A 21,785-nucleotide genomic window follows, 5' to 3' on the forward strand; every position below is an offset into this window, starting at 1 on the left:
TTTGGTCAAGTTTGGCATTCCGATGCTTCGGGAAAAGGAGAAGTTAGAGTTTTCATTTTTCCTCCTCGGAATTATGTCTCTTCTTGACTCATTTTTTGGAGTTTTTAAACTTTAGTCATTCCGGCCCCCTCGCCGATCCTAAAGACAACGGGGAAAACAAATTGCATGAGATCAACTGAAGCACAAGAAAAGAAACCGTTGCCACTTCCCAATACCGTACTTCATCAAAAATTGGAATCGTTCACAAATTCGATGATCCAATCCCTGCAAACCAAAACAAAAGAAGAAAAATCCTGGGCCGTTCTCTCTATGTCAGGGGAAATTTTGGCACATGGACATAGACTTCCACAAATCGATCGTAATTCCGATTCTTTATTTTCTTTCTAATTAACGAGGTTTATATGTCTAGACTCGGTATCCGTATTTTCGTCAACATTCAACTAGCGCTTGTTAGTGTTTTTTTATTTACAATTTCCAATCAGATTTCAGCCGAACCTTATGGGATGGCAGGATGTGGACTTGGATCCATGGTTCCTGTTTGGAAAAATGATATTGGCCAAGTCCTTGCAGCCACCACAAATACAAGTTTGTCATCTCAAACTTTTGGAATCACTTCAGGAACATCGAATTGTACCACTGATGGGATTGTCCGAGCAGATCGAGTTCAGGAAGTTTTTCTCAGTTATAATGAAGGCCCTCTAGAAGTGGAAACATCAAGGGGAACGGGAGAAAGGATACGAACGATCGCATCTCTATTAGGTTGTCCAACTCATGACCAGGAATTAGGAAAGTTAATGAAAGAACAATATTCCTATATTTTTCAAACTGCAGCTAATGATTCTGTCCCAAGATCCAAATTGATTTTATCTAGGATCAAATCTAAAATTGCAGAAGATCCAACTTTAAAACAAGCCTGTTTGTATTAGTCGCGGATGACTCGCGAAATTTCTGAATTGTATCTATGTGCTGCTTCTGTTGGGTTGAGATAACCATAAGCACCTAATTCAAATAAAAACGCAGCTGTGATTCCATAACCACCATCGACAACCGAATCACAGCCCTTTTTTCCTGCGGGATGGATTTTCCAATCGCGGGGATTTAAAAATTGGAAATTTTCTGGGCATACTACATGGCCATAGTTTTTTCCATCCGCATGCCTTGCTTCGTGTAGTAAAACAAGGACTCGATCTAAACGACTCAAACTAAAAAATGGGCGACCCAGTAAAACATCTCCATCATGATACATTGCTATGTATTCACCTGTAGATCCGTAAGAATATTTTTTGATTCGAGATTGGATCCAACGGGATAGTTTTTTTCCTGAAAAACCAAACTTAAATATAGATTCGAATTGTGTGAGTTTGGTGTAGGTGGGTTTGTCGATTTTGATCCGTTTGGGTTCTAGAGATTCTAAATAGGAAAAAGATTCTTTTAAAACTTTTGTTTGTTTTGCATTTAACTTGGATTCGTCGGCGTACAAAACGACCCCGTAAACCAAGTAAAAAACAAGAACAATGAATGTTGTTTTATGAGAACTAAGTTCAAAAAGTGGCTTGGAGTCCACCATAGTAAAACCTGGGCCGAATGGGATTGTATGTAAGCTCGTATTGGTCTAGGACGTTGTCTACTCCTAAAAACAAAGACATCCTACCATCGAAGAATTTTTTCTCCATCCGTACGTTCAGTAAGGTAAATGGTTTTCCATAAACGACCTTATTGTTCTCTTCTACGCTTTTGGTTTGTTGGTCTATAAGAGCAGTGCTTGATCCCGCAGTGAATTCGTTGGTTGTACTATAAAACGGCCGTTTGTCTAAACGTTTGGCACGCAGGGCAAATTCCCAACCGCCTGGGGCATTGACAAAAAAGTTCATTGTTCCTTGGTGTAGGGCTCTTCCCTCCAAGGGTCTATCGGTTGTTAGGTCTCTTGTATCCGTTTGGTTGTAACCTAGTTCCAAAGCAAAATATTTAAGAAATCGAACTCGGGATCCGGCTTCCACACCTCTAGTGTAGGCACGTTGGATGTTCTTTAATTGGAAGTTGGCAAATTCACTGGTTCTCGTTCCAAAACTGTATTGGATGAGATCTGTGATATCGTTACGAAATACACTTAAGGATAGAGTCCAAAATTTAAAAGGAGTGTATTCGATGTCTGCGTTGACAGTTGTAGATTTTTCAGGTCTAAGTTTGTCATTTCCATCAACCACATACCCAACACCTGGGTTTTCAAAACGTAAATACAATTCTCTGAATGAAGGAGGGCGGAATCCTTTTCCATAACTAGCACGAAAAACTAAGTCGCTTGTGATATCTACTTTTGTTGCAATTTTTGGAGTAGTCTGTCCACCAAATTGGGAATCCACATCATGACGAACCCCTGGAACAAGTCGCCAAACAAAACCTTGGCGCCAAATCACCCATTCATCTTGGATGAAGGCAGCTCTTCTTGTTCTATAAGCATTTCTTCTTTGTAATCTGTCAGATTGTAATTCTTCCGAATAGGATTCAACCCCAGCAGTGATCATATGATCATTATTAATTTCGTGATCAATCTGTGCGACACCTTGGGAAGAGAACTCATTGGTGATTTCTTTTACATCGAGTTCATTAGAATTTCTTTGGTCTAATTTATAGTGGTTTTCCCAACGAGAAAAATTTCCTCGAAATGAAACCATATTTTTTTTACCGTAAGTATATTCTAAAGCACCTAATCCAAGAAAGTCGTTTGTTAGGTTGGTTCTATCAAAAACTCCACCATTGGCTCTGGAATCAATCCCTGCTTGGTTTCGATTTAAATAATTAATACCTGTTTTTACTTTCAGTTGGCCATCGGGATTGAAGATCATGTTTCCACCAACGTTTGCATCTTGGAATGCATTTCCTGTAGTGGCTGGAGTTTTGGGATCTAAGTCGTAAGCTGCTGATTGGTTGAATCCACCAAAAAAATTGGAAGCAACATATTCATTTTTAAACCCAACATCGGCGATCATGTTCTTCTCACCTTGGGATCCAAAATGGGTTTGCCTTCCGTTTCCGTAAGTAGTTCGGAATTGGTAATGTTCAGGTTTTTCAGCTTGTTTGGTGATGATATTGATCACTCCACCAATGGCATCGGCGCCGTATAAAGAAGAAGAACTTCCTTTTACAATTTCAACTCGTTCGATATTTTGAACCTTAAATCGAGTGAGGTCAATTGTATTGTTCAATCGGCCTGCAATCCGTTGTCCATCGACAAGAAACAGAACATATTTGGAATCGAGGCCTAACATTTGCACCTGTGACCCACCAAAAAACGGAGTTACATTGATTCCCGTTTGAGTTTCTAGCACCTCACCTAAGTTACGTGCCCCGGTTTGTTCGATTCGTTTGCGAGAAATAACTTCTGTCGCTACCGCAGAATCTTTTAAACGGCGTTCCCCTCTTGATCCCGTAACAACAATTCCATTTTTATTGTCCAAATCTTTAAACCGGTCTACTTCTTCGTTAGGAGTTGTTGGCTCACCGGTTCCTGTTTCAGAAGTTGGTGCAGTTGTTGTTCCCGTTGTTTGAGGATTAGAATCCTTTGTTTCTGATTCTTTGGGTGTTGTTTGTGTATTTGGAATTTGGTCAGTTGTTTTGGTATTTTTTCCCGTATCTTTCGGACGTGTTTGGGAATGTACCTCTCCAATAAAAAGTACAAAGAGACAAAGGATAGGAAATAGGAACTGAATGAAAGAATGCATTAGGGAAGTTTTTTCCATCGGATGGTCGGATAACCAGAAGTTCCCGCATCACTATAATAGTTTTCAATATGAACAGCGTAAGTAGAAAGACCGGTTCCTCCTCGAATGAGAAAGATATCAGGTTTCGGAGTTAAAAATCCAATGGTGTAAAAATACCATTCAGTTACAATAGCGCTTCCTATATATGTTGTTCCTGCTCCACCGATGCCTTGTGTAGTGGTGGCAACATCAACGGTAAAGGAAGAACATCCTTGGCTTGCAGCAGAAGTGGAACTAGCAATACCGAAATCAGTTGTATTGCTCTTACATGCGCCGCCAAGACCAAAACGATTAGTTTCTCCGGAATTTGTAGCTGCCTTGTATCTGTTAAATGCAAGATCCCAAGTAAGAGAATCTTTTTCTGAAAAAGGAATTTGTTTGTTTCCGTCAAATTGAAAGTAAATATAAAAATCTAAATTGGTTGCATTGAACCTAGTTGTATAACTTCCATCTCCATTGGATTTAGAGAATACAATTTTATCCAAAGCATTGGGATTCCCCGCATTGACCAAGTTGGTGATCAATTGGTTTACATATAAGTCTTCGTCAGACAAGGCAGACTTCTGCCTTGCACAAAAACTCAATAAAAATAGAATCCCAATGACTAAGAACTTCAAATTTCTTTATAAGCCAGTAACAACGTAAGTTACGCTTGCAGATTGTCCGCGCGATGGAATCGCATAAAAGAAAATATAATAATCAGCAGCAGTCGTAAAAGTTATAGTCCCTGTTCCAGACACTGTGTAAGAGTTAGTGAACTCGCTATTGGAGTCTGTTAGACTTGTCGGTGTAAAACCAGATCTAGTTGAATTGGATAGAGGGCAAGTTGAAGATTGGTATACGATGACAAAAGCATTACCACTAAGAGCAACGGCAGTTCCATTCTTTGCTGTTAGTTTGAGTGCTGCTGTTTGATGACCTACTATTGGTACTGAACCAATTTTGCTAATGGTTGCTGTTCCGTTTGCGGTTACGGGGTTACTCCAAGTATTGATACTTGCTCTAGGAGGTGCAGAAACTGTGCAATCACCAGGAGAATTAGTCAATGCAGCAAGACCAAGAAGGAGTGTCTTATCCTTGTCATCGTCCTTTTTTTCACACTGGAGGAAAAGTCCAGCTACCAAACCTAATAGAATGATTAATTTTGTCTTATTTTGAAGGGATTTCATAGAACCTCGGTCTTTTTTATCCAAACTTGAGTACTAGTAATGAGAATCAAATTCATTTTACCTAGAATCTATTTTTTTTAGAAAACTGACAAAATCATGACAGATCCCATGGGGATGTCCGAACTTTGGTCATTAAAATTTTTTAACTCTGATATAAGATGGTTCGCATTCATCTAAGAACATAGTCTCAAAAAAATCAATTGTAAGGAAAACGATTTTTCGTCTACTATGCCAAGGTCATGTCACTCAAACAAATTACGATCTATATCGAAGAGTCTGATCATGATTTTTATAATCGCATACTACGTGACATAACAAACATTGAATCATGCAATGTTCATAGCTTTCATTCTATTCTAGAAATCAAACCAGGAACCATCAAAGAGTCTGCTGTCTTCTTATTTTGGAATGATCCTAAAGTTCTAGAGAAACAAAAGTTCATTTTTGAAGAATTTCCAGAATCTCCCTATATATTATTATCAGTAACACCATTAACTCCTACCGAGTTGGAACAAGCAGCCCATCCTACTTTTTTGCATCTCGCAGAACCAACTTATTCCATTGGGATTTTAGATTTAATTTTAAACTTTGCGGAAAGGCTCATAGAGGATATGAACCGTTCGATTGCTTATGATAAAATCAGAGAAAAGGTAATTGTCCTTCAAAACGTTTTCGAAGAGTCGTTAGATATTTTAATGCAGATTGATCCTGGAACCAACCAGATCATCAACGCCAACAAACAGGCAGTTGTTGTATTAGAATATCCTTTAGAAGAAATTGTAGGCAAAGAATTTTCATTTTTTATGCCTCCTGTGGAAGTAGATGAGGATGAAGAGTTTCAAGGAAACCTCATTGAAAGTACTGCTCTAAAAACAAAATCGGGAAATTTGATCCCAACAGAATCATCTTTTCGATTGTTTCCTGTGAATGGTAAAATGGCAATTTGGGCAACGTTCCGTGATATCACAGAAAGAAAAAGATCCCAAGAACAAGTAAAAAATCAAAAGGCATTTTATGAGTTCATTTTGGACAACTTGGACTCAGACATTGCAGTGTTAAATTCCAATTACCAATACGAATACACAAACCCGGTATTTTTATCGAATAAAGAAATTCGAAAATGGTTATATAAAAAAACAGACGTAGAACTTGCCGAAAAATTAGAACTGCCAATCGATTTTCATGAAAAACGAAAAAAATATTTAGATGTAGCTGCTAAAGAAAACGAAATTGTAGAATTTGAAGAACTGATTCAAGATAGTAATGATAAAGTAACTTATCTTTTAAGAAAGTACATTCCAATTGATGATGCAGAAACTAATAAAAAACGTTTTATTAGTTTCGGTGTTGATATTACCGAACGAAAACTATCCGAAGAAAGAATTACATATCTAGCGTATTACGATGCATTAACAGGTTTATCAAACAGAACCTTATTTATTGATCATGCAAACCAAGCATTAAAAAATCATAAGTCCACGGAGACTTTACTCGCTTTTTATTTTTTTGATATCGATAACTTCAAGTTCATCAACGATAGTTTGGGCCATACTAAAGGTGATATTCTTTTACAAATGGTAGGTGCCAGACTCAAACGAGTGATGACCGAGGTTGATACGGTAGCTAGGTTTGGTGGTGATGAGTTTGCTATTTTAAAAGTAGATGTTTTGAATAAAAGTGCCGCAGCAGAATTTGCACAAAAAATTTTAGATATTTTAAGCCAACCATTCCATATTATGGGTCGTGATTTATTTACCACCATTAGTATGGGAATCGCACTTTCTCCTAACGATGGAGTTTCTACTTCCGAGTTATTAAAAAATTCGGATATGGCAATGTACAAAGCTAAAGAACTTGGTAGAAACAATTTTAAGTTTTATACCAACGAACTTATCCTTCGTTCTGAAAAAAGATTGTACATTGAAAATTCATTACGAAAGGCCATTCAAAACGAAGAACTCATTCTTTTTTTCCAACCAAAAATATCTACTGTGACCAATCAAGTTTGTGGAGCCGAAGCTCTCATTCGTTGGAAACATCCAGAACGAGGTTGGGTTCCTCCTGTGGAATTTATTCCTGTTGCTGAAGATTCTGGAATTATAGAAAGGATCGGTGATTGGGTTTTAGAGGAAGCTTGTCGGTTAAAAAAAGAATGGAACTGTCTAGATCTTCCATCCTTTCCCGTAAGTATCAATGTGAGCGGAAAGCAGTTAGCACGCGCTAATTGGTCTCATCGCGTTCAATCAACAATTCTCCAATTTGGTATCCATCCTGAAGAAATCGAGTTGGAATTAACAGAAAGTTCCATCATGGAGAATCCAGAAAAAAGTATCGAAGCATTTGAATACTTAGCGGGTCTTGGAATTAAGGTTTCGATCGATGATTTTGGAACGGGGTATAGTTCTTTGAGTTATCTGAAAAAAATCAATGCAGATGTTCTAAAAATTGATAGATCGTTTGTGATTGATTTGGAAATAAACGAGGATGATAGGGCCATTTGTAAAGCCATTATCAATATGGCACATTCCTTAGGTATGGAAGTGATTGCAGAAGGTGTAGAAAACCCTGTTCAAAGGGATTTATTACACGATTTAGGATGCCATATGATCCAAGGTTATCTTTATAGCAAACCTCTACCTGCAGAAGATTTTGTTACTTTCGTTAAAAATTTTAACGAATCTGCTAAAACAAAATAGCCGAAGTTTAAAGAGATGATACGGTTCTTATCTTTTATAGTTTTAATTTTATCTATTGTTCGTGCTGTTCCTGCGGAATCGCGCGAGGTGAAAAAAAAATCTGCAAAAGTATCTCCCACCAATTACTTCGTAAAAAAAGAAGAAAAGAATTTTTCACTTTTAATGGAAGCAAGAAGATTTGGAAGGGGGGAAGTGATTTTCCTTCGTTTAACTCCTAAAGATAAAAAATGGATTAACGAATCCTTTAAAGTTAGTTGGTTGGGAAAAGATGTGATTCTCACGAAAAGGGAAAAGAGTATGGTTGCTTTTTTGCCTGTTTCTCCTGATACACCGGCAGGGGCTATGACCCTCGAAATTGTATCAAAAATCTTTTTTGTCAAACGAGGACAAAAACAATACCAAATCATCTTAGAACCAACCAAGTTCCAAGTGATCAAAAAAAATCAACAGATCAAAGTGGATGAGAAGTTTGTTACCAAAGAACTTCCCAAAGAAACCTTAGATTTTATCCAAGAATGTAAAACAGCAAAAGAAGCTGCTTTTGCAAAACAAAGTCCGTTACAATTTGCTAATAACTTTAAAAATCCTCTGGAAAAAATCTTTATCACAAGTAAATTTTATGTTAGGCGAGACTATAATAACAAACAAGGTCGGCCACATGGTGGAGTAGATTTTCGTGGAAAAACAGGAACACCGATTTTTGCGATCCAAGATGGGGTTGTGGTTCTTGCGAGAAAAACTTATTATGAGGGAAATTTTACCATTGTAGATCACGGCAATAAAATCTTTTCATTTTATATGCACCAAGATGAAATCAAAGTCAAAGTAGGTGATGTTGTGAAACAAGGTCAGATCATAGGAGCTGTAGGGACAACTGGAATGTCTACTGGGCCACATCTCCATTTGGGTGCCAAAATTAATGACACACTTGTGGATCCTCTTTCTTTGATCGCCTTACAGTCGATTGCCGAATCGAATTGAAGCTAAAAATTCACGAATGCCTTGTTCGTGAATTTCTCCTTTTTCTAAATTCTCAGTAATGTGTAATAATAGTTTGTCGTGGTTAGAAGTTTCCACTAAAACAAATCCTGTTTTCGCATAACGAGGTCTAAGTAGGTCATAAAAAGTCCAAAACTTTGATGTGATAATAAAAGGTTCCAATTCTTTTTGTTGGATTTCTTGGATGTCTTCAATATCTCCCTTACTCACTTCTATTTTAAGGTATTCTGAAAATTCTGAGACAGCTTGGTTTTCCTGAAATCCTAAATAATCAGGAAAATAAAAGATCCGTACAAAAGGATATCTGTTGGCATCATGATCACTGAAAGCAAGAAGCCCCGCAATTTGACCGGCCCCAGTTTTGTTCTCCATGGTTAAGTCTTCTGGTTTAAAAAAATAAAATCCCTCGGGTAGAGTAAATCCAAACTGCAATTCCTGGTTCCAATATTGGTTATTGTCTGTGACTTCCCAACCGTTCATGTCCTTTTCTTCAATTTGGTATTTGTTTTTAAAAAGGAGATAAGCAGATAATTTTTCTGCACCTTGTAAAGCTTTGAAAGCAATGAGTGCGTTACTAGCAATCAGGCAAGCTGCAATCAAAAGGCGCGCATACTCCTCGAGATGGAGGACACGAATGAGAAATGCAATGGCCACAAATATAACTAGGAACACGGCTCCGGCTTCAAAAACCAGAACCTCAGCCAACCATAAAGCGAAGATAAATAATACAACAACACCTAACTCGATGAATGGGTGAAAAGTTTCTGCCCAATAACGATTGATGACATACAAACTCCCATAAGTGATCAAAAGCCCAACGACCAATGAAACTAGGCAGAGGACAAAAATATAATGCCAAGGTAAATGGGATTCGTGGTAAATGAAAAAGGGAATGGCAATGATTGCATATAAAATGAGTAAGTTTCTTGGGGTTTTGGGAGCCAAGAACTTAGCAAAGAAACCACTTGCATGATTTTTGATTTTAGATAGTGTTTGTTTCATGTCGGCGATTACAGACTTCTTTCAAAAAATTCAAAACCAAATAGTTGAAATCCAAACCACAATCAACCAGATCAAAACCAGTTGGGAGAATTTTCAAAAGTTTTGGGATTTGTTTTTTACTTTAGTCCCTTGGGAAGTTCTCCTTTTACTTATCTTTTCTGTCATCCTCCTTTCCATTTTCAATTCGGTTTCTCCTAAAACTCCGAAGGCCAACCTCACCATTGCAGTTTTGTTACTCTCTGTGCTTTGGATCTATTTTTGGGGTTTGTTTTCGAAAGAAATCTCTTATGGAAAGGTTATTCTTGCTTCATTCTACATTCTTCTTCCCTTACATGCCATCGGTCTCGGCCAATGGGTTTATAGATTCGGAAAAAAACTATATTGGAAAAAAAGACGGATCCAACCCAAAACTTGGGAATCCGCCCTCCACCAACTCTCTAAGGATTACCACAATTTGGTAGGGAACGCCCATTTGTTTCATGAAAATATCCAAGAGAACCGGGGTCATTTGTTAGAAGAAATAAAACAAATGGAACAATCGATCCAAGGAATCAAATCTTTACTTTCGAAGGAGAAACAAACAGAAATTAAAAATCCAGAAGAATCAACCTAATGGTATCAATTAAATTTTAGAATCATTTGTTTCCCACTAACACGGGATAAAAACCAAGTTTAGATTGTACATCGTGATCATGGGCCGGGATGATTTGTAATTCTTCGTTGTTTTGGACCAAATCATGAACTCGAGCAATTTCATCACCTAGACTTTTTGTATCAAAATCCACAATCCATCTGGCTCCCCTTGGTTTGTGGCTTTTGTTCGTAAAACCTTCTTTGCGCCACACAATATCCCCTGTGAGAAAGTAAACTTGTCCATTTTTCGTATGTAAAAAAAGACCTACTGAACCTTCACTATGGCCTTTCATGGGAACAAATACAACAGTTCCATCTCCAAACCAATCGATACTTTTCGCATAAGATGCGTAAGGTTTATTTTGGAATTGTAGATAGCTCCAGTTGACAGAATCTCCATCAAACTGAGATGGGATATAACCTAATTCTATTTTAGGCTGATTCAATTCATCTGGTAAACTATGTATTTTAGCTAAAGGAAAATCTTTTAAACCACTGGCATGATCCCAATGGAGATGGGAAAAAAATACATCCTGGATCGATGTAGGAGCAATTCCATTGGATTCCAATTGTTTGTAGGCTGTTTGGAATGGTTTGTAATCCATTAAAAGTTTTAGATACAAAGGAAAAACTTGGAACTGTTCTTTGACTTTGGTTCCAAGACCCGTATCAAATAAAAAATTTCCTTTGGGATGTTGGATGTAAAAAGCGGAATGGGCAACCGTGACAGTTTTGAATACGGAACCACCTTCTATGACAAAGGCTTCCAATGTTGTTGCTTCTCCCGTTTTGAGAATAGAAAAAACTACATTTGATTTTCCGATTGGTTTTGGGATGAGAGGAGAGGTTACTTCTTTTTCCGCCGTAAAAGAGGGAATCTCTTCTTTAGGGTATCCAAGAAAATAGAGAAAAAAACAGATTACAATCGTTAGGCTAACGGTTAAAAATATTTTAGATTTGAGATTCATTTTTGATTTTCCTATAAAAATTTAGTTTTGTTTGAAAAGTAATTCTGCCGTTTTTGCGGCCACACGTAATGGCTCTGGTGATTTTTGTAGTTTAGAAAGTAACATGGCCCCTTCCCATAAAGAGAGTAGAGAAAGAGAAAGATTTTTTGCCAAACGACTACTGTAACCTTTTTCCACCAAATAAGTCTCAAAGGTTTTTAACCATAGAGAATAAACCTCGGCACAAACATCGGAAACACTAGGAACGGAACCGGCAGTTTCCATAGCAGTTGTTGCGATGGGACATCCCTTTTTGTAATCGCTAGATACAATTCGATCCTCCAATGCATGGAATACTTGTTTGATGGCTTGTGTTGGAGATTCCGTTTCTGCTAAAACTGATTGGAAAAACAAATTCAATTGGTTCCCGGAATGAAGGAGGGCAAGACTTGTGAGTTCGTCTTTTCCGCCAGGAAAGTGAAAGTATAGAGAACCTTTAGGTGTACCCGTTTCCTTCCCTAATTCGGTAAGGCCCGTTGCTTCATACCCGGATTCTTCTAAAAGTCCAGACATGACTTCGATCATCTTTTGTTTGGTTTCTCCGCCTTTTTTGCCCACAAAACCATTGGAAAAGAAAATAATAGACCGGTCAACATAAAAAAGTATCGGCAAGAATGAAGTCTAAAAATCCGAATCAAAAGAGGGGAATCGGTGGTGATCGCTTTTTTCCTTCAGAATAAATCTCATTGTTTTTTCTAGACCCGGCCGATAAACTAAGTAGTACGGATTTCGGGACGAAGTATGATCAATAAGAAGCCATCGCTCACAGGAAGACAAAAGGCCGCCATCTTTTTGGTTGCGGTTGGAAACGAAGTGGCATCCGAAATCTTCAAACACCTTCGTGAAGACGAGATCGAACAAATTACGTTCGAAATTGCTCGTTTAGATAAAATCACTCCGGAAGATAAAGAAAAGGTACTTGTTGAGTTCAATGAACTCATGATGGCCCAGGAGTTTATCACCAATGGTGGTATTGACTTTGCTCGGGGCCTACTCGAAAAAGCTCTCGGAAATCAGAAAGCCATCGATATCATCAACCGGCTCACTTCGTCTTTACAAGTAAGGCCCTTTGACTTTATCAGAAGGACTGACCCGGCCCACCTCCTCAACTTTATCCAGGGGGAACATCCGCAAACCATCGCCCTTATTCTTTCTTATTTGGATCCGCAAAAAGCATCCAATATCTTATCGAACCTTCCACACCAGATCCAAGCGGAAGTGGCCAAACGGATTGCAACGATGGACCGGGTATCACCGGACGTACTCCGCGAGGTAGAACGGGTGCTCGAGCGTAAACTCTCTACTCTTGCTTCTGAGGATTATACCTCTGCTGGGGGTATTGATTCTGTGGTGGAAATTTTGAACCTTGTAGACCGGGGAACGGAAAAAACCATCATCGAGGCTTTGGAAGAAGAAGACCCGGAACTTGCAGAAGAGATCAAAAAACGGATGTTCGTATTCGAAGATATTGTTCTCCTCGATGACCGTGCGATCCAAAAGGTAATGCGAGAAGTGGATAACACCGATTTGGCGAAAGCGTTAAAGTCTGTGGATTCTGAAGTACAAGATAAAATCTTTAAAAACATGTCCAAACGTGCGGCAAACCTACTCAGAGAAGATATGGACTTTATGGGTCCTGTTCGTTTGAAAGACGTGGAAGATGCACAGCAAAAAATTGTAAACATCATCCGTAAACTGGAAGAAGCGGGCGAGATCGTTGTGGCTCGTGCGGGAGAAGACGAACTTGTGGTTTAGTTCACAAGTTCTATTTTCCAGGTTTCATTAGTTTTTTAGAAAATTCGAAAAATCTATAATCTATTTGTTGCGATTGCTGAACTTTCCCCATTTAGGAGGGAATTCAATGAGTGCATCTTTGGCGGAAATTTCATTTCGTTCCAATTTTTGATTTAAAGTAATGAGTTTGTGAAGGTTTCCCATTGAGAATGACAATTCAGTAATGTCAAAATCATCCAAACGAACTTTTGCATTTCGACAGAACAGTTTGAGTTCCGATAGAATCAATGTGACCCTGGCGTTGGCATAACGTGCCACAATTTCCTCAAATTCTTCCTCGTTAAAAAATTCTTTTTCTAAATCGTAGTCGAATTCTTGTTTGATGAGTTCAATCAGAGAAAGTCCCAGTTCTTTGGCGACCAAAACGACATAATCAAATTTTGATCGGATCCAATCATCAGATTCTAAAAGTTCTAGAGCCGAACGAGGTATATCCAATTTCTCAGATAATTCAACTCGTGTTAGCTTTCGTTTCTCGCGATAGGTTCTAAAATAGTTCTGTTTTTCCATGTTGTAAAAAAAAATTCAAAAATACCGTTAATAACGGTCTGAAAAGGCTCCAAAAACGTTCTTAACGTTCTGGATGAATAAGATTCGCATGGAATGGATTGACTTACAGCAGGAAAGAACCGTTAGGCTCAAGTTACGCTAAATTTCCTTTCTGGAGTCCGCCACCGAGGTTACCCTAGGCGGTGGACTCGTTTTTTCCACCCTTTTCTTATTTCGATCATTCGAATTCTCTAATTTTCCACCCTTTTCTGCGGAAACTCTGCTCATTTCCCCGTAATTCTCCTAGATTTAGAAAAAGACAGAATTTTCTTTTTAAATCGGGAGGAGAAAAATTCCTTTATCACCATCATAGATGCTTAAGATGGAATCCTTTAGAAAGGATCGAAAGGAAACCATTGATGAACCAAATCCAAAAACTTAGAATTAGTTTAATCTTTATTAGTTTAGTTGCTTTTTATTCCACTAACTGCGCGACCGTGGAGACACCGAATCGTTTGCGTAAGGTGCTGGATTTACAAGGACATCGTGGTGCGAGAGGTCTTAAACCAGAAAATACTTGGCCAGCTTTTGAAGAAGCCATGAAATACAAAATGGTCACTTTGGAGTTGGATACGGTTCTCACCAAAGACAAACGAATTGTGATCCACCATGATTCCGATACAAATCCAGTGATTTGCCAAAATGCGGAAGGAACAGAAATCAAAAAAACTTCTCTGTATGAACTGACATTAGCTGAATTACAATCTTATGATTGTGGATCTAAAAAAAATCCTAATTTTCCAAAACAAACCCCTGTTCCTGGAACCAAACTTCTGTCCTTAGAAGAGTTTTTTGAAAAAGTCATTTCTTCTGAAAAAAAATCAAAGGAAGTTTATGAATTTAATATCGAAACAAAATTTCCTGACGATGGATCGGCTCCCGATAGTTTGGTAAAAGAACATACGGAAAAACTAATTCAAATCATTGAAAAGTATAAAGTTGTGGATCGTTCCACAATCCAATCTTTTGACCTTCGCACCTTGGCTTTTTCAAAAGCAAAAAATGCGAAAGTGAAAACCAGTGCTTTGTTTGTTCCGACCTATTTCCAAGGTTTTTTAATGACGATAGGATTTGGAAATGGATACCGAGATACAATTGTTTCCGTAGCAAAAGAAAAACAGGCGGACATCATTTCTCCTTACTTTCTGTATGTAACTCCTAAGTTTGTAAAAAATTCGCATGACAAAGGTTTGTTTGTCATTCCTTGGACAGTCAATACAGAAAAAGAAATGAAACGACTTGTTTCTTGCGGTGTGGATGGAATTATTTCTGACTACCCTGATTTGTTGGATGGAGTGGTTCGCAAAGAACCTTAAATTCCCCAAACCACTGTACAAAGTGAAGAATAGAGAGAGAGGTAATTCGTTGCCTCTTTTTCGATTCGATAGATGTCTAAAATCTCACCTGCATTGGCTGCAGATTCGATACTTGCATTTCCCGAAGTAAAAAAGAAACCGTAACGTTTGACACAAGCCTTTCCTTTTTTTAAGGGGAGTTTTGGTAAGTTACGTTCAGACAAACCCAAGGAATAGGAAGCATACAAAAAACCGTTAGGTCCTAGTCCTTGTGGTTGGCCTAAATTAATACAATTACAAATAGATAGAGTTAGAGCGGTGGAAATCAAAATTACGAATGATTTTATTTTTGATTTGGAATTTAGTTTCATTCGTTACCAGAGATCTCAACACAGAGATTTGCATAAATTCCAACGATGGATAGTGTTGTCCAATTGGTTTCGGTAACATTTTGAATTTTGGATCTAGACTTTAAAAATTCCAAAGAAGCATCCCCAAAAGAAACAAGTCCTAGTACAGAGTGTACGCAAGAAGTGGCTCGTCTTTTGGAAGATTCCCCCGTTCCAAAAATTCCAATTTTGGTTTTTGTATAAAGAAAACCCCGGGGCCCAAACCCAGGGGAAGCGCAGTTTCCAAAGAACAAACTAGAAAAAACCACAAGCAGAGTAGAAAAGAAAAAAGTCCGATTCAAAAAATTTCCTTAGTTTGTGATGAGGTCTTTATGTTTGTTTTTCATCTGGATGCATTTTTTTTCCGAATCAATTTGTTTCAAAAGAGTTTTTTTGATCGGTGCTGGAAGTTTTGGATGGTTTCCAGTAAACTTTTTTAGAATGAGAAGTGTTTCGTCTGTACAAAAATCTGGGGCCAAACTTTTAGCAAAGGCATCTAAATAATTTTCATCTTCACCTCGATTGAAGCGGTCGAGGGCATCAAAATAGGTATCTAAAAAACTAAGTTGGATGTCTTTTTGATTCTCAGGAAAAAGTGAATAGGAAACTACACGAAGTGTAGAAGATGAGTATTGGCTCGACTTCGGATTGAGAAGAATTTGAATCCATTTGTCTTTTACAGTGCGATTGGGCTCGGCTCCTTCGGCCGCCAAACTAGAGTTCACTCCTCGGCTAGAAGGATCTATTTTTTTCTCACGATCGATGATGGATTGGATTTGGGTTCTGTCGGTTTCCAAGGAACTTAGTTTTACGATGAGGTTCCAACGTAAGTCTTGGTCGATTTTTAATCCAGGAATGGATAGTTTGTTTTCCAAAAAGTCGTACAATCTTTTTTTAGAAGTGGCCGAATACGTGGAATCAATCAAGGACACAAACAAGTATCTTTGTTCGTCGCTTCCTGGTTTTGTTTTGTTCAACTCTTCCCAGAGAAAACTTTGTAAGGAATCAAAATCACGAATTCGTTTTTCTTCGGGAAACCAAAAACGACTGGTGACGTAGGTGGAACCGTTATCACCGGCTACACGTGATAAAATCCAACGTTTGATTTTGGTATCAGATTCTTTTGGGTACAAACGAATGGCAGTATCTTTGAATTCATCATAGGTAATATTTGCCAACTGGACTTGTCTAAAATAATCAGTCCACAAAATGAGTTTTCTCATTGGGTCTGAATCATACTCTAAAACATATTCCAAATTTTCTTTGTTAGGTTCTGTCCATTTCCAAATGGCAAAGTCATGGTCTTCCGCATTGATAAAACTATAGTCAGGACAAGTTTTTACAGAAAAAATAGCGTTGGAAGAACGGCCAGAATAAACGACGGGAAATTCCTCAAAACTAATTTGTTTGTTTGGCTTATCAAAATAATAAATACCAAGTTTTGTTTTATGATCTCTGAGTTTGTTATCTAAACCAGGAGCCGATTGAACGATTTTTGCATACCATTGATTGTCTGCGCATACCGTTGTTAGCTCAATCAAATTGGTTCCTTTGGTTTCCAACCAATCTTTGGACCATTTTTTCATTGGGAAACCACTCGCAAATTCCAACTCTTTTAAAAAGTCAGCGAGTGTCGAATTTGAATATGAATATTTACGAAGGTAGTTTTGTACCCCACGTTGGAAGGCATCCTCTCCAATAAAATAAACTAACTGTTTGAGGACTGAAGCTCCTTTCCCATAGGTGATTCCATCAAATTGAGTGAAAGCTTCTTCCGTGTCAGAAACTTTTGCTTCTACAGGATGGTTCGTAATATAACTATCTTCATCGTAAGCCCATTGTTTCATTTTTTCAAAAAAACTAATCCATGTTTCTTTGAATTCGGAATTTTTTGCTTGGGCTAGGCTCGCCATATAAGTCGCAAAACTTTCATTAAGCCATAATCCATTCCACCAACGCATGGTAACAAGATTTCCAAACCACATATGGGCCATTTCGTGTAAAACAACATCAGAAAGATTTTCTCTTTGGGATCTTGTCATTGGCGCACGAGATACAAAACGTTCAGAAAATGTTACGGCCCCAACATTTTCCATAGCTCCAAAATTAAACTCTGGAACGATGATCTGATCATATTTTAAGAAGGGATAAGGGATTCCAAAATAAGAATTAAAAAAAGCAAATCCTTCTTTGGTAAAAGTAAACCAATCTTTTGGATCTACATATTTTGCGAGAGACTTTCTAACAAATAATCTTAAAGGGATGGATTCAAAGTTATCTTCCCAAACCTGGTAAGGGCCTGCGTGGAGAGAAAAAACATAGGTTGAAATTTTTGCCGACTCTGGAAAAGAAAACGAAATTTCATCGGGGTTGGTTCCTTTGGATTGGCCATTAGGAAGTGTTGTGGAAATGACCTTCCAATTTTTAGGAACAGTTGCATTGAGTTTGAATGTGGCTTTTAAATCGGGTTGGTCAAAACAAGGGAACATTTTGTTCGCATGGAATGCTTCGAATTGTGAATACAAATACACTTCTTTATCATCAGGATCGGTGAATTTATGAAGACCGTTTCCCGTTTTTGCATACGGTGTTTCAAATTCAACAGTGAGAGTGTTGTTTCCAATCATTAGATGGTTTGATGGCAATTGGATATGACCATTTTCGTAAGGAAGATTTGTGAGATTTTCTTCGTTTAGAACAATACTTTTGATTTTCCCTTGGTAATAATCCAATCGTAGGTCTTTGAGTTTTTTTCCCAAAAATTGAATTTTGACCTTTCCTGTAAAACTATCTCCTGAAGTTAAATGAACATCCAATTCATAATGAATGTCTTCAACGATTTCGAACCGAGATTCGGCTTCTGATTGCGTTAGGTGGTAAACCGGTTTTTTGAGACGGCAATCCAAAAGCAAAACAAAGGGAATTAAGGTTAAAATTTGTAAAAGTTTTTTCATAGAAGCTCCGTCTCGTTAAGGTTGAAAATTACGATATAAAATGGCCCAGTCGATAGACTTTCGATTTTTCCATTCTGGTTCGCTATAGTATTTGCCACCAATCGAATTTAGGATCATTTCCATATAGTCTTCGCCTGGATCAAAGTCTTTTGCGTTTAGGAAAATGGAACCACCCCACTTTTTCTTGGCTTGGGTATGGCTAAATACACCTGACAAATCTTCTAATTTTTCGTTAGAAAGTGGAATTTTGTATTTGGTTGTGAGTTCTGTCACAAGATTTTTCACTGTTTGGATTTGTTCGGGTTGTTTGAGTAATTCTTCTGTATCTTTGGCAATGATTTCGATTTGGATGCAGTTGTCGTTTGTTCCGGTGGCTGCTGCTGCTCTGTCTTCTAAAACATCAACTAGTTGGTAAGCCTTTCCGTTATTATCGATCATGATGGATGCGGTTAGGTTACGCGCTTCGAGTGTACGAAGGGATTTAAAGTATTCCGAAATGGCAGTGTAGTGTAAAACCACACAGCTAGGTTTGATTTTTCCTCGGAAGGTATACTTAACACGGTATTCTTCAGGAGGATAACCTTTCTCATCTTTCTCAAGATATGTAAAAGATATTTTTTCTGGTTTGGTGATTCCTCGACCATTGGTAGGTTTGAAAGTTTCTTTTAAAATATCTTTGTTTTCTTTTTTTAAAACCCAACCAGTAACAAAACGATCTTTCCAATCATCTTCCTCATAATATTTTCCATCGATTTCAGAAAGAATTTGTTTGAGTGCGAGTTCACTTCCACAAGGAGAAAAATCTACAAATCCACCAAACCTTCGTTTGGTTTGATTGTGAGTAAAAACTCCTTTTTTGGAGATTACATCGTAATTGGATTTTGGAATGTTTAGTTCTTCTGTCAGGTAAGAAATGACTTGGTTTAAGGCGCCGCGTTGTTTTCGGTTGTTGTAGAGAGTTTCTTGGGTTCCTTCATAAACGAGATGGATGGATTCTAAATCGATTCCCGGTGCGGCCGACCATTCATGATTTAAAAACTCTGGATCTCCAAAGATATTTCCTTCTGAGTCCACATAAACATGAAACATAAATTGGTTAGCAACGGAAAGTTTGAGAAAATCAGGGAACTTACGTTTTCCCGAATTGTGAAGGATGATGGCGGAAACTGATTTTGGGTCTCGTGACTTGGAGAGAGAACTCCATTTTACATTCTTTACCGACTCTAGTTCGTTATAAGGTACCAAACCTTGGATGCGAATGGATGGATAGTCGGGTTCCCTTCGAAAAATACCAATACATCCAGTAAAAATAAGGAAAATGAGTGATAATTTTACAAGTTTCTGACACAATGGGTTCAAAAATAAAACAAGGACAAGTGACTTGGAGCCGTATACACCCTTTATCCTATCGCGAAATCGTTTCTTAAAGTTTTCTCTCAAATGTTTTGCCTTAACTACAGTTTCGATTCAGGGAGTGAATTGTGGTCCAGGCCTTGCCACTCCCGCTCTCCGAGGAATTTCCCCAGAACAATACCATAGTTTTCGTAGCTTGCAAGAAGTCTTCTTAAGCGACAACCCCATTCCGAATTTTGATTTAGGATTAGCATTGGATAATTATGTGTACGGACATCCTTATCCTATTGAAACAGAAAGCGTTATACAATTGTTAGCTACTGTTCCTTCCTCCATTTTAGCAGCCATCGCACTTGATTTTTCTTTCACTCCTATTGTGAAACTTCCTATGGAAGAAAGGATCAAAAGGTTACAAGAGTGGAAACATTCCTCACTTGGTCTCAAACGTGGGGTTTATGCGATCCTTAGACAAATTTCATTTTTCCTTTTAAGTTCCGACAAAGAGTACCAAAAATTTGTCGGTTATATCCAATAAGGCGGACACCATGGGAATTCCTGTTTTTAACGAAAAAATCATCACACCAAAAAAACACGCAGAGATCATCAAAGAAAACAAAATTGAAAATGGAACATGGGAATTGAATGCCGATGTTGTCATCATTGGTTCTGGTGCCGGTGGCGCCGTTGCGGCCAGTGAACTTGCAAGAAATGGTTGGAAGGTAGTTCTCATTGAAGAGGGAAGTTATTTTACTCCAGCACAGTTCAATTCTGATGAATTCATCTCGCAAGCAAGGCTCTACAGGGATGCGGGTTTTATTGTTACCGAAGAACAAACGTTATCGATTTTACAAGGGAAGTCCATCGGTGGATCCACAACTGTCAATTGGCAAACTTCACTTTACCCTCCTGACTATGTAACGAATGAATGGAGTGAACGATTTGGATGGCAAGGTTATTCCCGTGAAGAAATGGATTCTTATGTTTCCGAAGTCCATGAAAGATTGGGGGTTCATGAAGTTCCAGATAACTTAGTGAATGCGAATAACAATGTACTTCGTGTTGGTGGAAAAAAAATTGGCCTCACTCCCCAGGTGCTTCGCAATAACAACCGAGGTTGTATTGGACTTGGTCGTTGTGGTTTGGGTTGTCCAATCAATGCAAAACAATCCGCATTTTTAACTTGGATTCCGGATGCGATTGAAGCCGGTGCCATTGTTGTTTCGAATATGCGAGCGGCAAAAATCAAAGAAGGAAAAATCAAAACGGTCATTGCCGAATTTACACCTGATGCTTATGAAACGGCTCCGAAAGAAGTCATCCAAATCATGGAAATCAGCGCTCCTGTTGTGATAGTGAGTGCTGGTGCCATTGAAGGTCCTGCTCTTTTGCAAAGGAGTGGGATTGGGAATGGATGGGTGGGTAGAAATTTAAAAGTCCATCCTACATCTACCATCTTTGGAAAATTTGATTCTGAAATTAAAATGTTCCAAGGCCCACCGCAATCCATCGTCATCAAAGACGGTCACAATCAAAATGGAACTGGTTATGGATTTTGGTTGGAAGCGGCGCCTTACCGACCTACACTTGCTTCTTCCCTCGTTCCTTTTTACGGCAAACAACAGTTTGATGTGATGAAGGATTTTACTAAATACAATGCAGGGATTGTTCTTGTTCGTGATGGAGCCGATGGGGAAGCCAATGCCAGTGTGAAGTATAGTTTAGGGAGACGAAAGGTTTATTTTGAACTAACACCCACAGACGGTCTCAATATGTTACGCGGCCTGAAAGCCCTGGCCGAAGTGACAGTGGCTGCCGGTGCTAAAGAACTAATTTTTCCTTTCACTCGGTTTACAGAACCATACAAAGTCACAGGAAACGACAACTTTGATTGGATTTTGAAAGAAAGTACAAAACCGGGGGATCTAACGGTTGGTTCGGCTCATCCACATGGCTCCATCCAGTCAGCAAACGATCCAGAAAAGGGTGCAGTTGATTTAAATTTGGAAATTTATGGTCATAAAAACATATTTGTCATGGATGCCTCAGTTTATCCCACGGGACTTTCGGTGAACCCACAAATAACGACGATGAGTATCGTTCTCAGAGCCTCAAGAAATCTGGCCTCACAAAAAGAAGAAAGAACGAAGATCTAACTTTTTTCCAAAAATCCCTTTCATTCCCATGGGT

General features: G+C 38.4%; 21 protein-coding genes. 9 read left to right on the forward strand and 12 right to left on the reverse strand.

Annotated elements, in window-relative coordinates:
• The first annotated feature begins 165 nt into the window (after window positions 1–165).
• The gene (locus EHQ16_RS06630) at window positions 166–387 is read left to right on the forward strand and encodes a hypothetical protein (protein WP_135634511.1); all 222 of its coding nucleotides are present in this window, start codon (window positions 166–168) and stop codon (window positions 385–387) included.
• A gap of 14 nt (window positions 388–401) precedes the next feature.
• Window positions 402–926: a DUF3015 domain-containing protein gene (locus EHQ16_RS06635; RefSeq protein WP_135634508.1), complete on the forward strand. Its 525-nt coding sequence runs from the start codon at window positions 402–404 to the stop codon at window positions 924–926.
• On the opposite strand, the gene EHQ16_RS06640 is transcribed toward EHQ16_RS06635, so the two are convergent.
• The 4 genes from EHQ16_RS06640 to EHQ16_RS06655 are packed head-to-tail and all read right to left on the reverse strand — an operon-like array spanning window position 923 to window position 4,927.
• The gene (locus tag EHQ16_RS06640; protein WP_135634506.1) at window positions 923–1,567 is read right to left on the reverse strand and encodes a hypothetical protein; all 645 of its coding nucleotides are present in this window, start codon (window positions 1,565–1,567) and stop codon (window positions 923–925) included. The two genes, EHQ16_RS06635 and EHQ16_RS06640, sit on opposite strands and share 4 nt — an antisense overlap.
• Complete coding sequence (locus EHQ16_RS06645; protein ID WP_135634504.1) at window positions 1,542–3,719, reverse strand: TonB-dependent receptor plug domain-containing protein; 2,178 nt, start codon at window positions 3,717–3,719, stop codon at window positions 1,542–1,544. The genes EHQ16_RS06640 and EHQ16_RS06645 overlap by 26 nt, the downstream gene beginning before the upstream one ends.
• Window positions 3,719–4,375 (reverse strand): HmuY family protein, encoded by a 657-nt coding sequence (locus tag EHQ16_RS06650; RefSeq protein ID WP_208742241.1) that lies wholly within the window; start codon window positions 4,373–4,375, stop codon window positions 3,719–3,721. Before EHQ16_RS06650 ends, EHQ16_RS06645 begins: the two co-directional genes overlap by 1 nt.
• A gap of 6 nt (window positions 4,376–4,381) precedes the next feature.
• Window positions 4,382–4,927, reverse strand: a complete 546-nt coding sequence (locus tag EHQ16_RS06655) for an LIC20153 family lipoprotein (RefSeq protein ID WP_135634502.1) — start codon at window positions 4,925–4,927, stop codon at window positions 4,382–4,384.
• Window positions 4,928–5,166: 239 nt separating this feature from the next.
• On the opposite strand from EHQ16_RS06655, the gene EHQ16_RS06660 reads away from it, so the two are divergent.
• Together EHQ16_RS06660 and EHQ16_RS06665 are read left to right on the forward strand one after the other, a co-directional pair.
• Window positions 5,167–7,623 carry a sensor domain-containing protein gene (locus EHQ16_RS06660; protein WP_135634500.1) on the forward strand — a complete coding sequence of 819 codons (2,457 nt, stop codon included), beginning with the start codon at window positions 5,167–5,169 and terminating at the stop codon, window positions 7,621–7,623.
• A gap of 15 nt (window positions 7,624–7,638) precedes the next feature.
• Window positions 7,639–8,604 carry a M23 family metallopeptidase gene (locus tag EHQ16_RS06665; protein ID WP_135634498.1) on the forward strand — a complete coding sequence of 322 codons (966 nt, stop codon included), beginning with the start codon at window positions 7,639–7,641 and terminating at the stop codon, window positions 8,602–8,604.
• Here the strand turns inward: EHQ16_RS06665 and EHQ16_RS06670 are convergent.
• Entirely contained in the window at window positions 8,578–9,624 is a 1,047-nt protein-coding gene (locus EHQ16_RS06670) for a hypothetical protein (protein WP_135634496.1), read from the reverse strand. The genes EHQ16_RS06665 and EHQ16_RS06670 overlap by 27 nt on opposite strands.
• Between EHQ16_RS06670 and EHQ16_RS06675 the strand changes: the two genes are divergently transcribed.
• A complete protein-coding gene (locus EHQ16_RS06675) occupies window positions 9,623–10,237 on the forward strand; it encodes a hypothetical protein (protein WP_135634495.1) in 615 nt (204 codons plus the stop codon). The two genes, EHQ16_RS06670 and EHQ16_RS06675, sit on opposite strands and share 2 nt — an antisense overlap.
• Window positions 10,238–10,259: 22 nt before the next feature.
• Here EHQ16_RS06675 and EHQ16_RS06680 read toward each other — a convergent pair whose 3' ends face one another.
• Both EHQ16_RS06680 and EHQ16_RS06685 read right to left on the reverse strand, forming a co-directional pair.
• Window positions 10,260–11,225, reverse strand: a complete 966-nt coding sequence (locus EHQ16_RS06680) for an MBL fold metallo-hydrolase (protein ID WP_135634493.1) — start codon at window positions 11,223–11,225, stop codon at window positions 10,260–10,262.
• Window positions 11,226–11,246: 21 nt separating this feature from the next.
• A complete protein-coding gene (locus EHQ16_RS06685; protein ID WP_476737806.1) occupies window positions 11,247–11,876 on the reverse strand; it encodes a TetR/AcrR family transcriptional regulator in 630 nt (209 codons plus the stop codon).
• Window positions 11,877–12,005: 129 nt separating this feature from the next.
• On the opposite strand from EHQ16_RS06685, the gene fliG reads away from it, so the two are divergent.
• Window positions 12,006–13,019, forward strand: coding sequence for a flagellar motor switch protein FliG (gene fliG, locus EHQ16_RS06690; RefSeq protein WP_004785217.1), 1,014 nt, complete (start codon window positions 12,006–12,008; stop codon window positions 13,017–13,019).
• Window positions 13,020–13,079: 60 nt separating this feature from the next.
• On the opposite strand, the gene EHQ16_RS06695 is transcribed toward fliG, so the two are convergent.
• Window positions 13,080–13,568, reverse strand: a complete 489-nt coding sequence (locus EHQ16_RS06695) for a helix-turn-helix domain-containing protein (RefSeq protein ID WP_135634491.1) — start codon at window positions 13,566–13,568, stop codon at window positions 13,080–13,082.
• 398 nt (window positions 13,569–13,966) lie between these two features.
• On the opposite strand from EHQ16_RS06695, the gene EHQ16_RS06700 reads away from it, so the two are divergent.
• Window positions 13,967–14,923 (forward strand): glycerophosphodiester phosphodiesterase, encoded by a 957-nt coding sequence (locus EHQ16_RS06700; protein WP_135634489.1) that lies wholly within the window; start codon window positions 13,967–13,969, stop codon window positions 14,921–14,923.
• Here the strand turns inward: EHQ16_RS06700 and EHQ16_RS06705 are convergent.
• Genes EHQ16_RS06705 through EHQ16_RS06720 form a run of 4 tightly spaced genes read right to left on the reverse strand, consistent with a single transcriptional unit; the run spans window position 14,920 to window position 19,685 of the window.
• Window positions 14,920–15,273, reverse strand: a complete 354-nt coding sequence (locus EHQ16_RS06705) for a TRL domain-containing protein (RefSeq protein WP_135634488.1) — start codon at window positions 15,271–15,273, stop codon at window positions 14,920–14,922. The genes EHQ16_RS06700 and EHQ16_RS06705 overlap by 4 nt on opposite strands.
• On the reverse strand, window positions 15,270–15,593 hold the full coding sequence (locus tag EHQ16_RS06710) for a TRL-like family protein (RefSeq protein ID WP_135634486.1): 324 nt from the start codon (window positions 15,591–15,593) through the stop codon (window positions 15,270–15,272). The genes EHQ16_RS06705 and EHQ16_RS06710 overlap by 4 nt, the downstream gene beginning before the upstream one ends.
• 9 nt (window positions 15,594–15,602) lie before the next feature.
• The gene (pepN, locus tag EHQ16_RS06715) at window positions 15,603–18,245 is read right to left on the reverse strand and encodes an aminopeptidase N (RefSeq protein WP_135634484.1); all 2,643 of its coding nucleotides are present in this window, start codon (window positions 18,243–18,245) and stop codon (window positions 15,603–15,605) included.
• Window positions 18,246–18,260: 15 nt separating this feature from the next.
• Window positions 18,261–19,685 carry a peptidoglycan recognition protein family protein gene (locus EHQ16_RS06720; RefSeq protein ID WP_135634482.1) on the reverse strand — a complete coding sequence of 475 codons (1,425 nt, stop codon included), beginning with the start codon at window positions 19,683–19,685 and terminating at the stop codon, window positions 18,261–18,263.
• Here EHQ16_RS06720 and EHQ16_RS06725 point away from each other — a divergent pair.
• The gene (locus EHQ16_RS06725) at window positions 19,627–20,133 is read left to right on the forward strand and encodes a hypothetical protein (RefSeq protein WP_208742242.1); all 507 of its coding nucleotides are present in this window, start codon (window positions 19,627–19,629) and stop codon (window positions 20,131–20,133) included. The two genes, EHQ16_RS06720 and EHQ16_RS06725, sit on opposite strands and share 59 nt — an antisense overlap.
• A gap of 10 nt (window positions 20,134–20,143) precedes the next feature.
• Window positions 20,144–21,751: a GMC family oxidoreductase N-terminal domain-containing protein gene (locus EHQ16_RS06730; RefSeq protein ID WP_135634480.1), complete on the forward strand. Its 1,608-nt coding sequence runs from the start codon at window positions 20,144–20,146 to the stop codon at window positions 21,749–21,751.
• Window positions 21,752–21,785: the final 34 nt, after the last annotated feature.

Source organism: Leptospira kanakyensis (assembly GCF_004769235.1).
GTDB classification, from domain to species: Bacteria; Spirochaetota; Leptospiria; order Leptospirales; family Leptospiraceae; genus Leptospira_A; species Leptospira_A kanakyensis.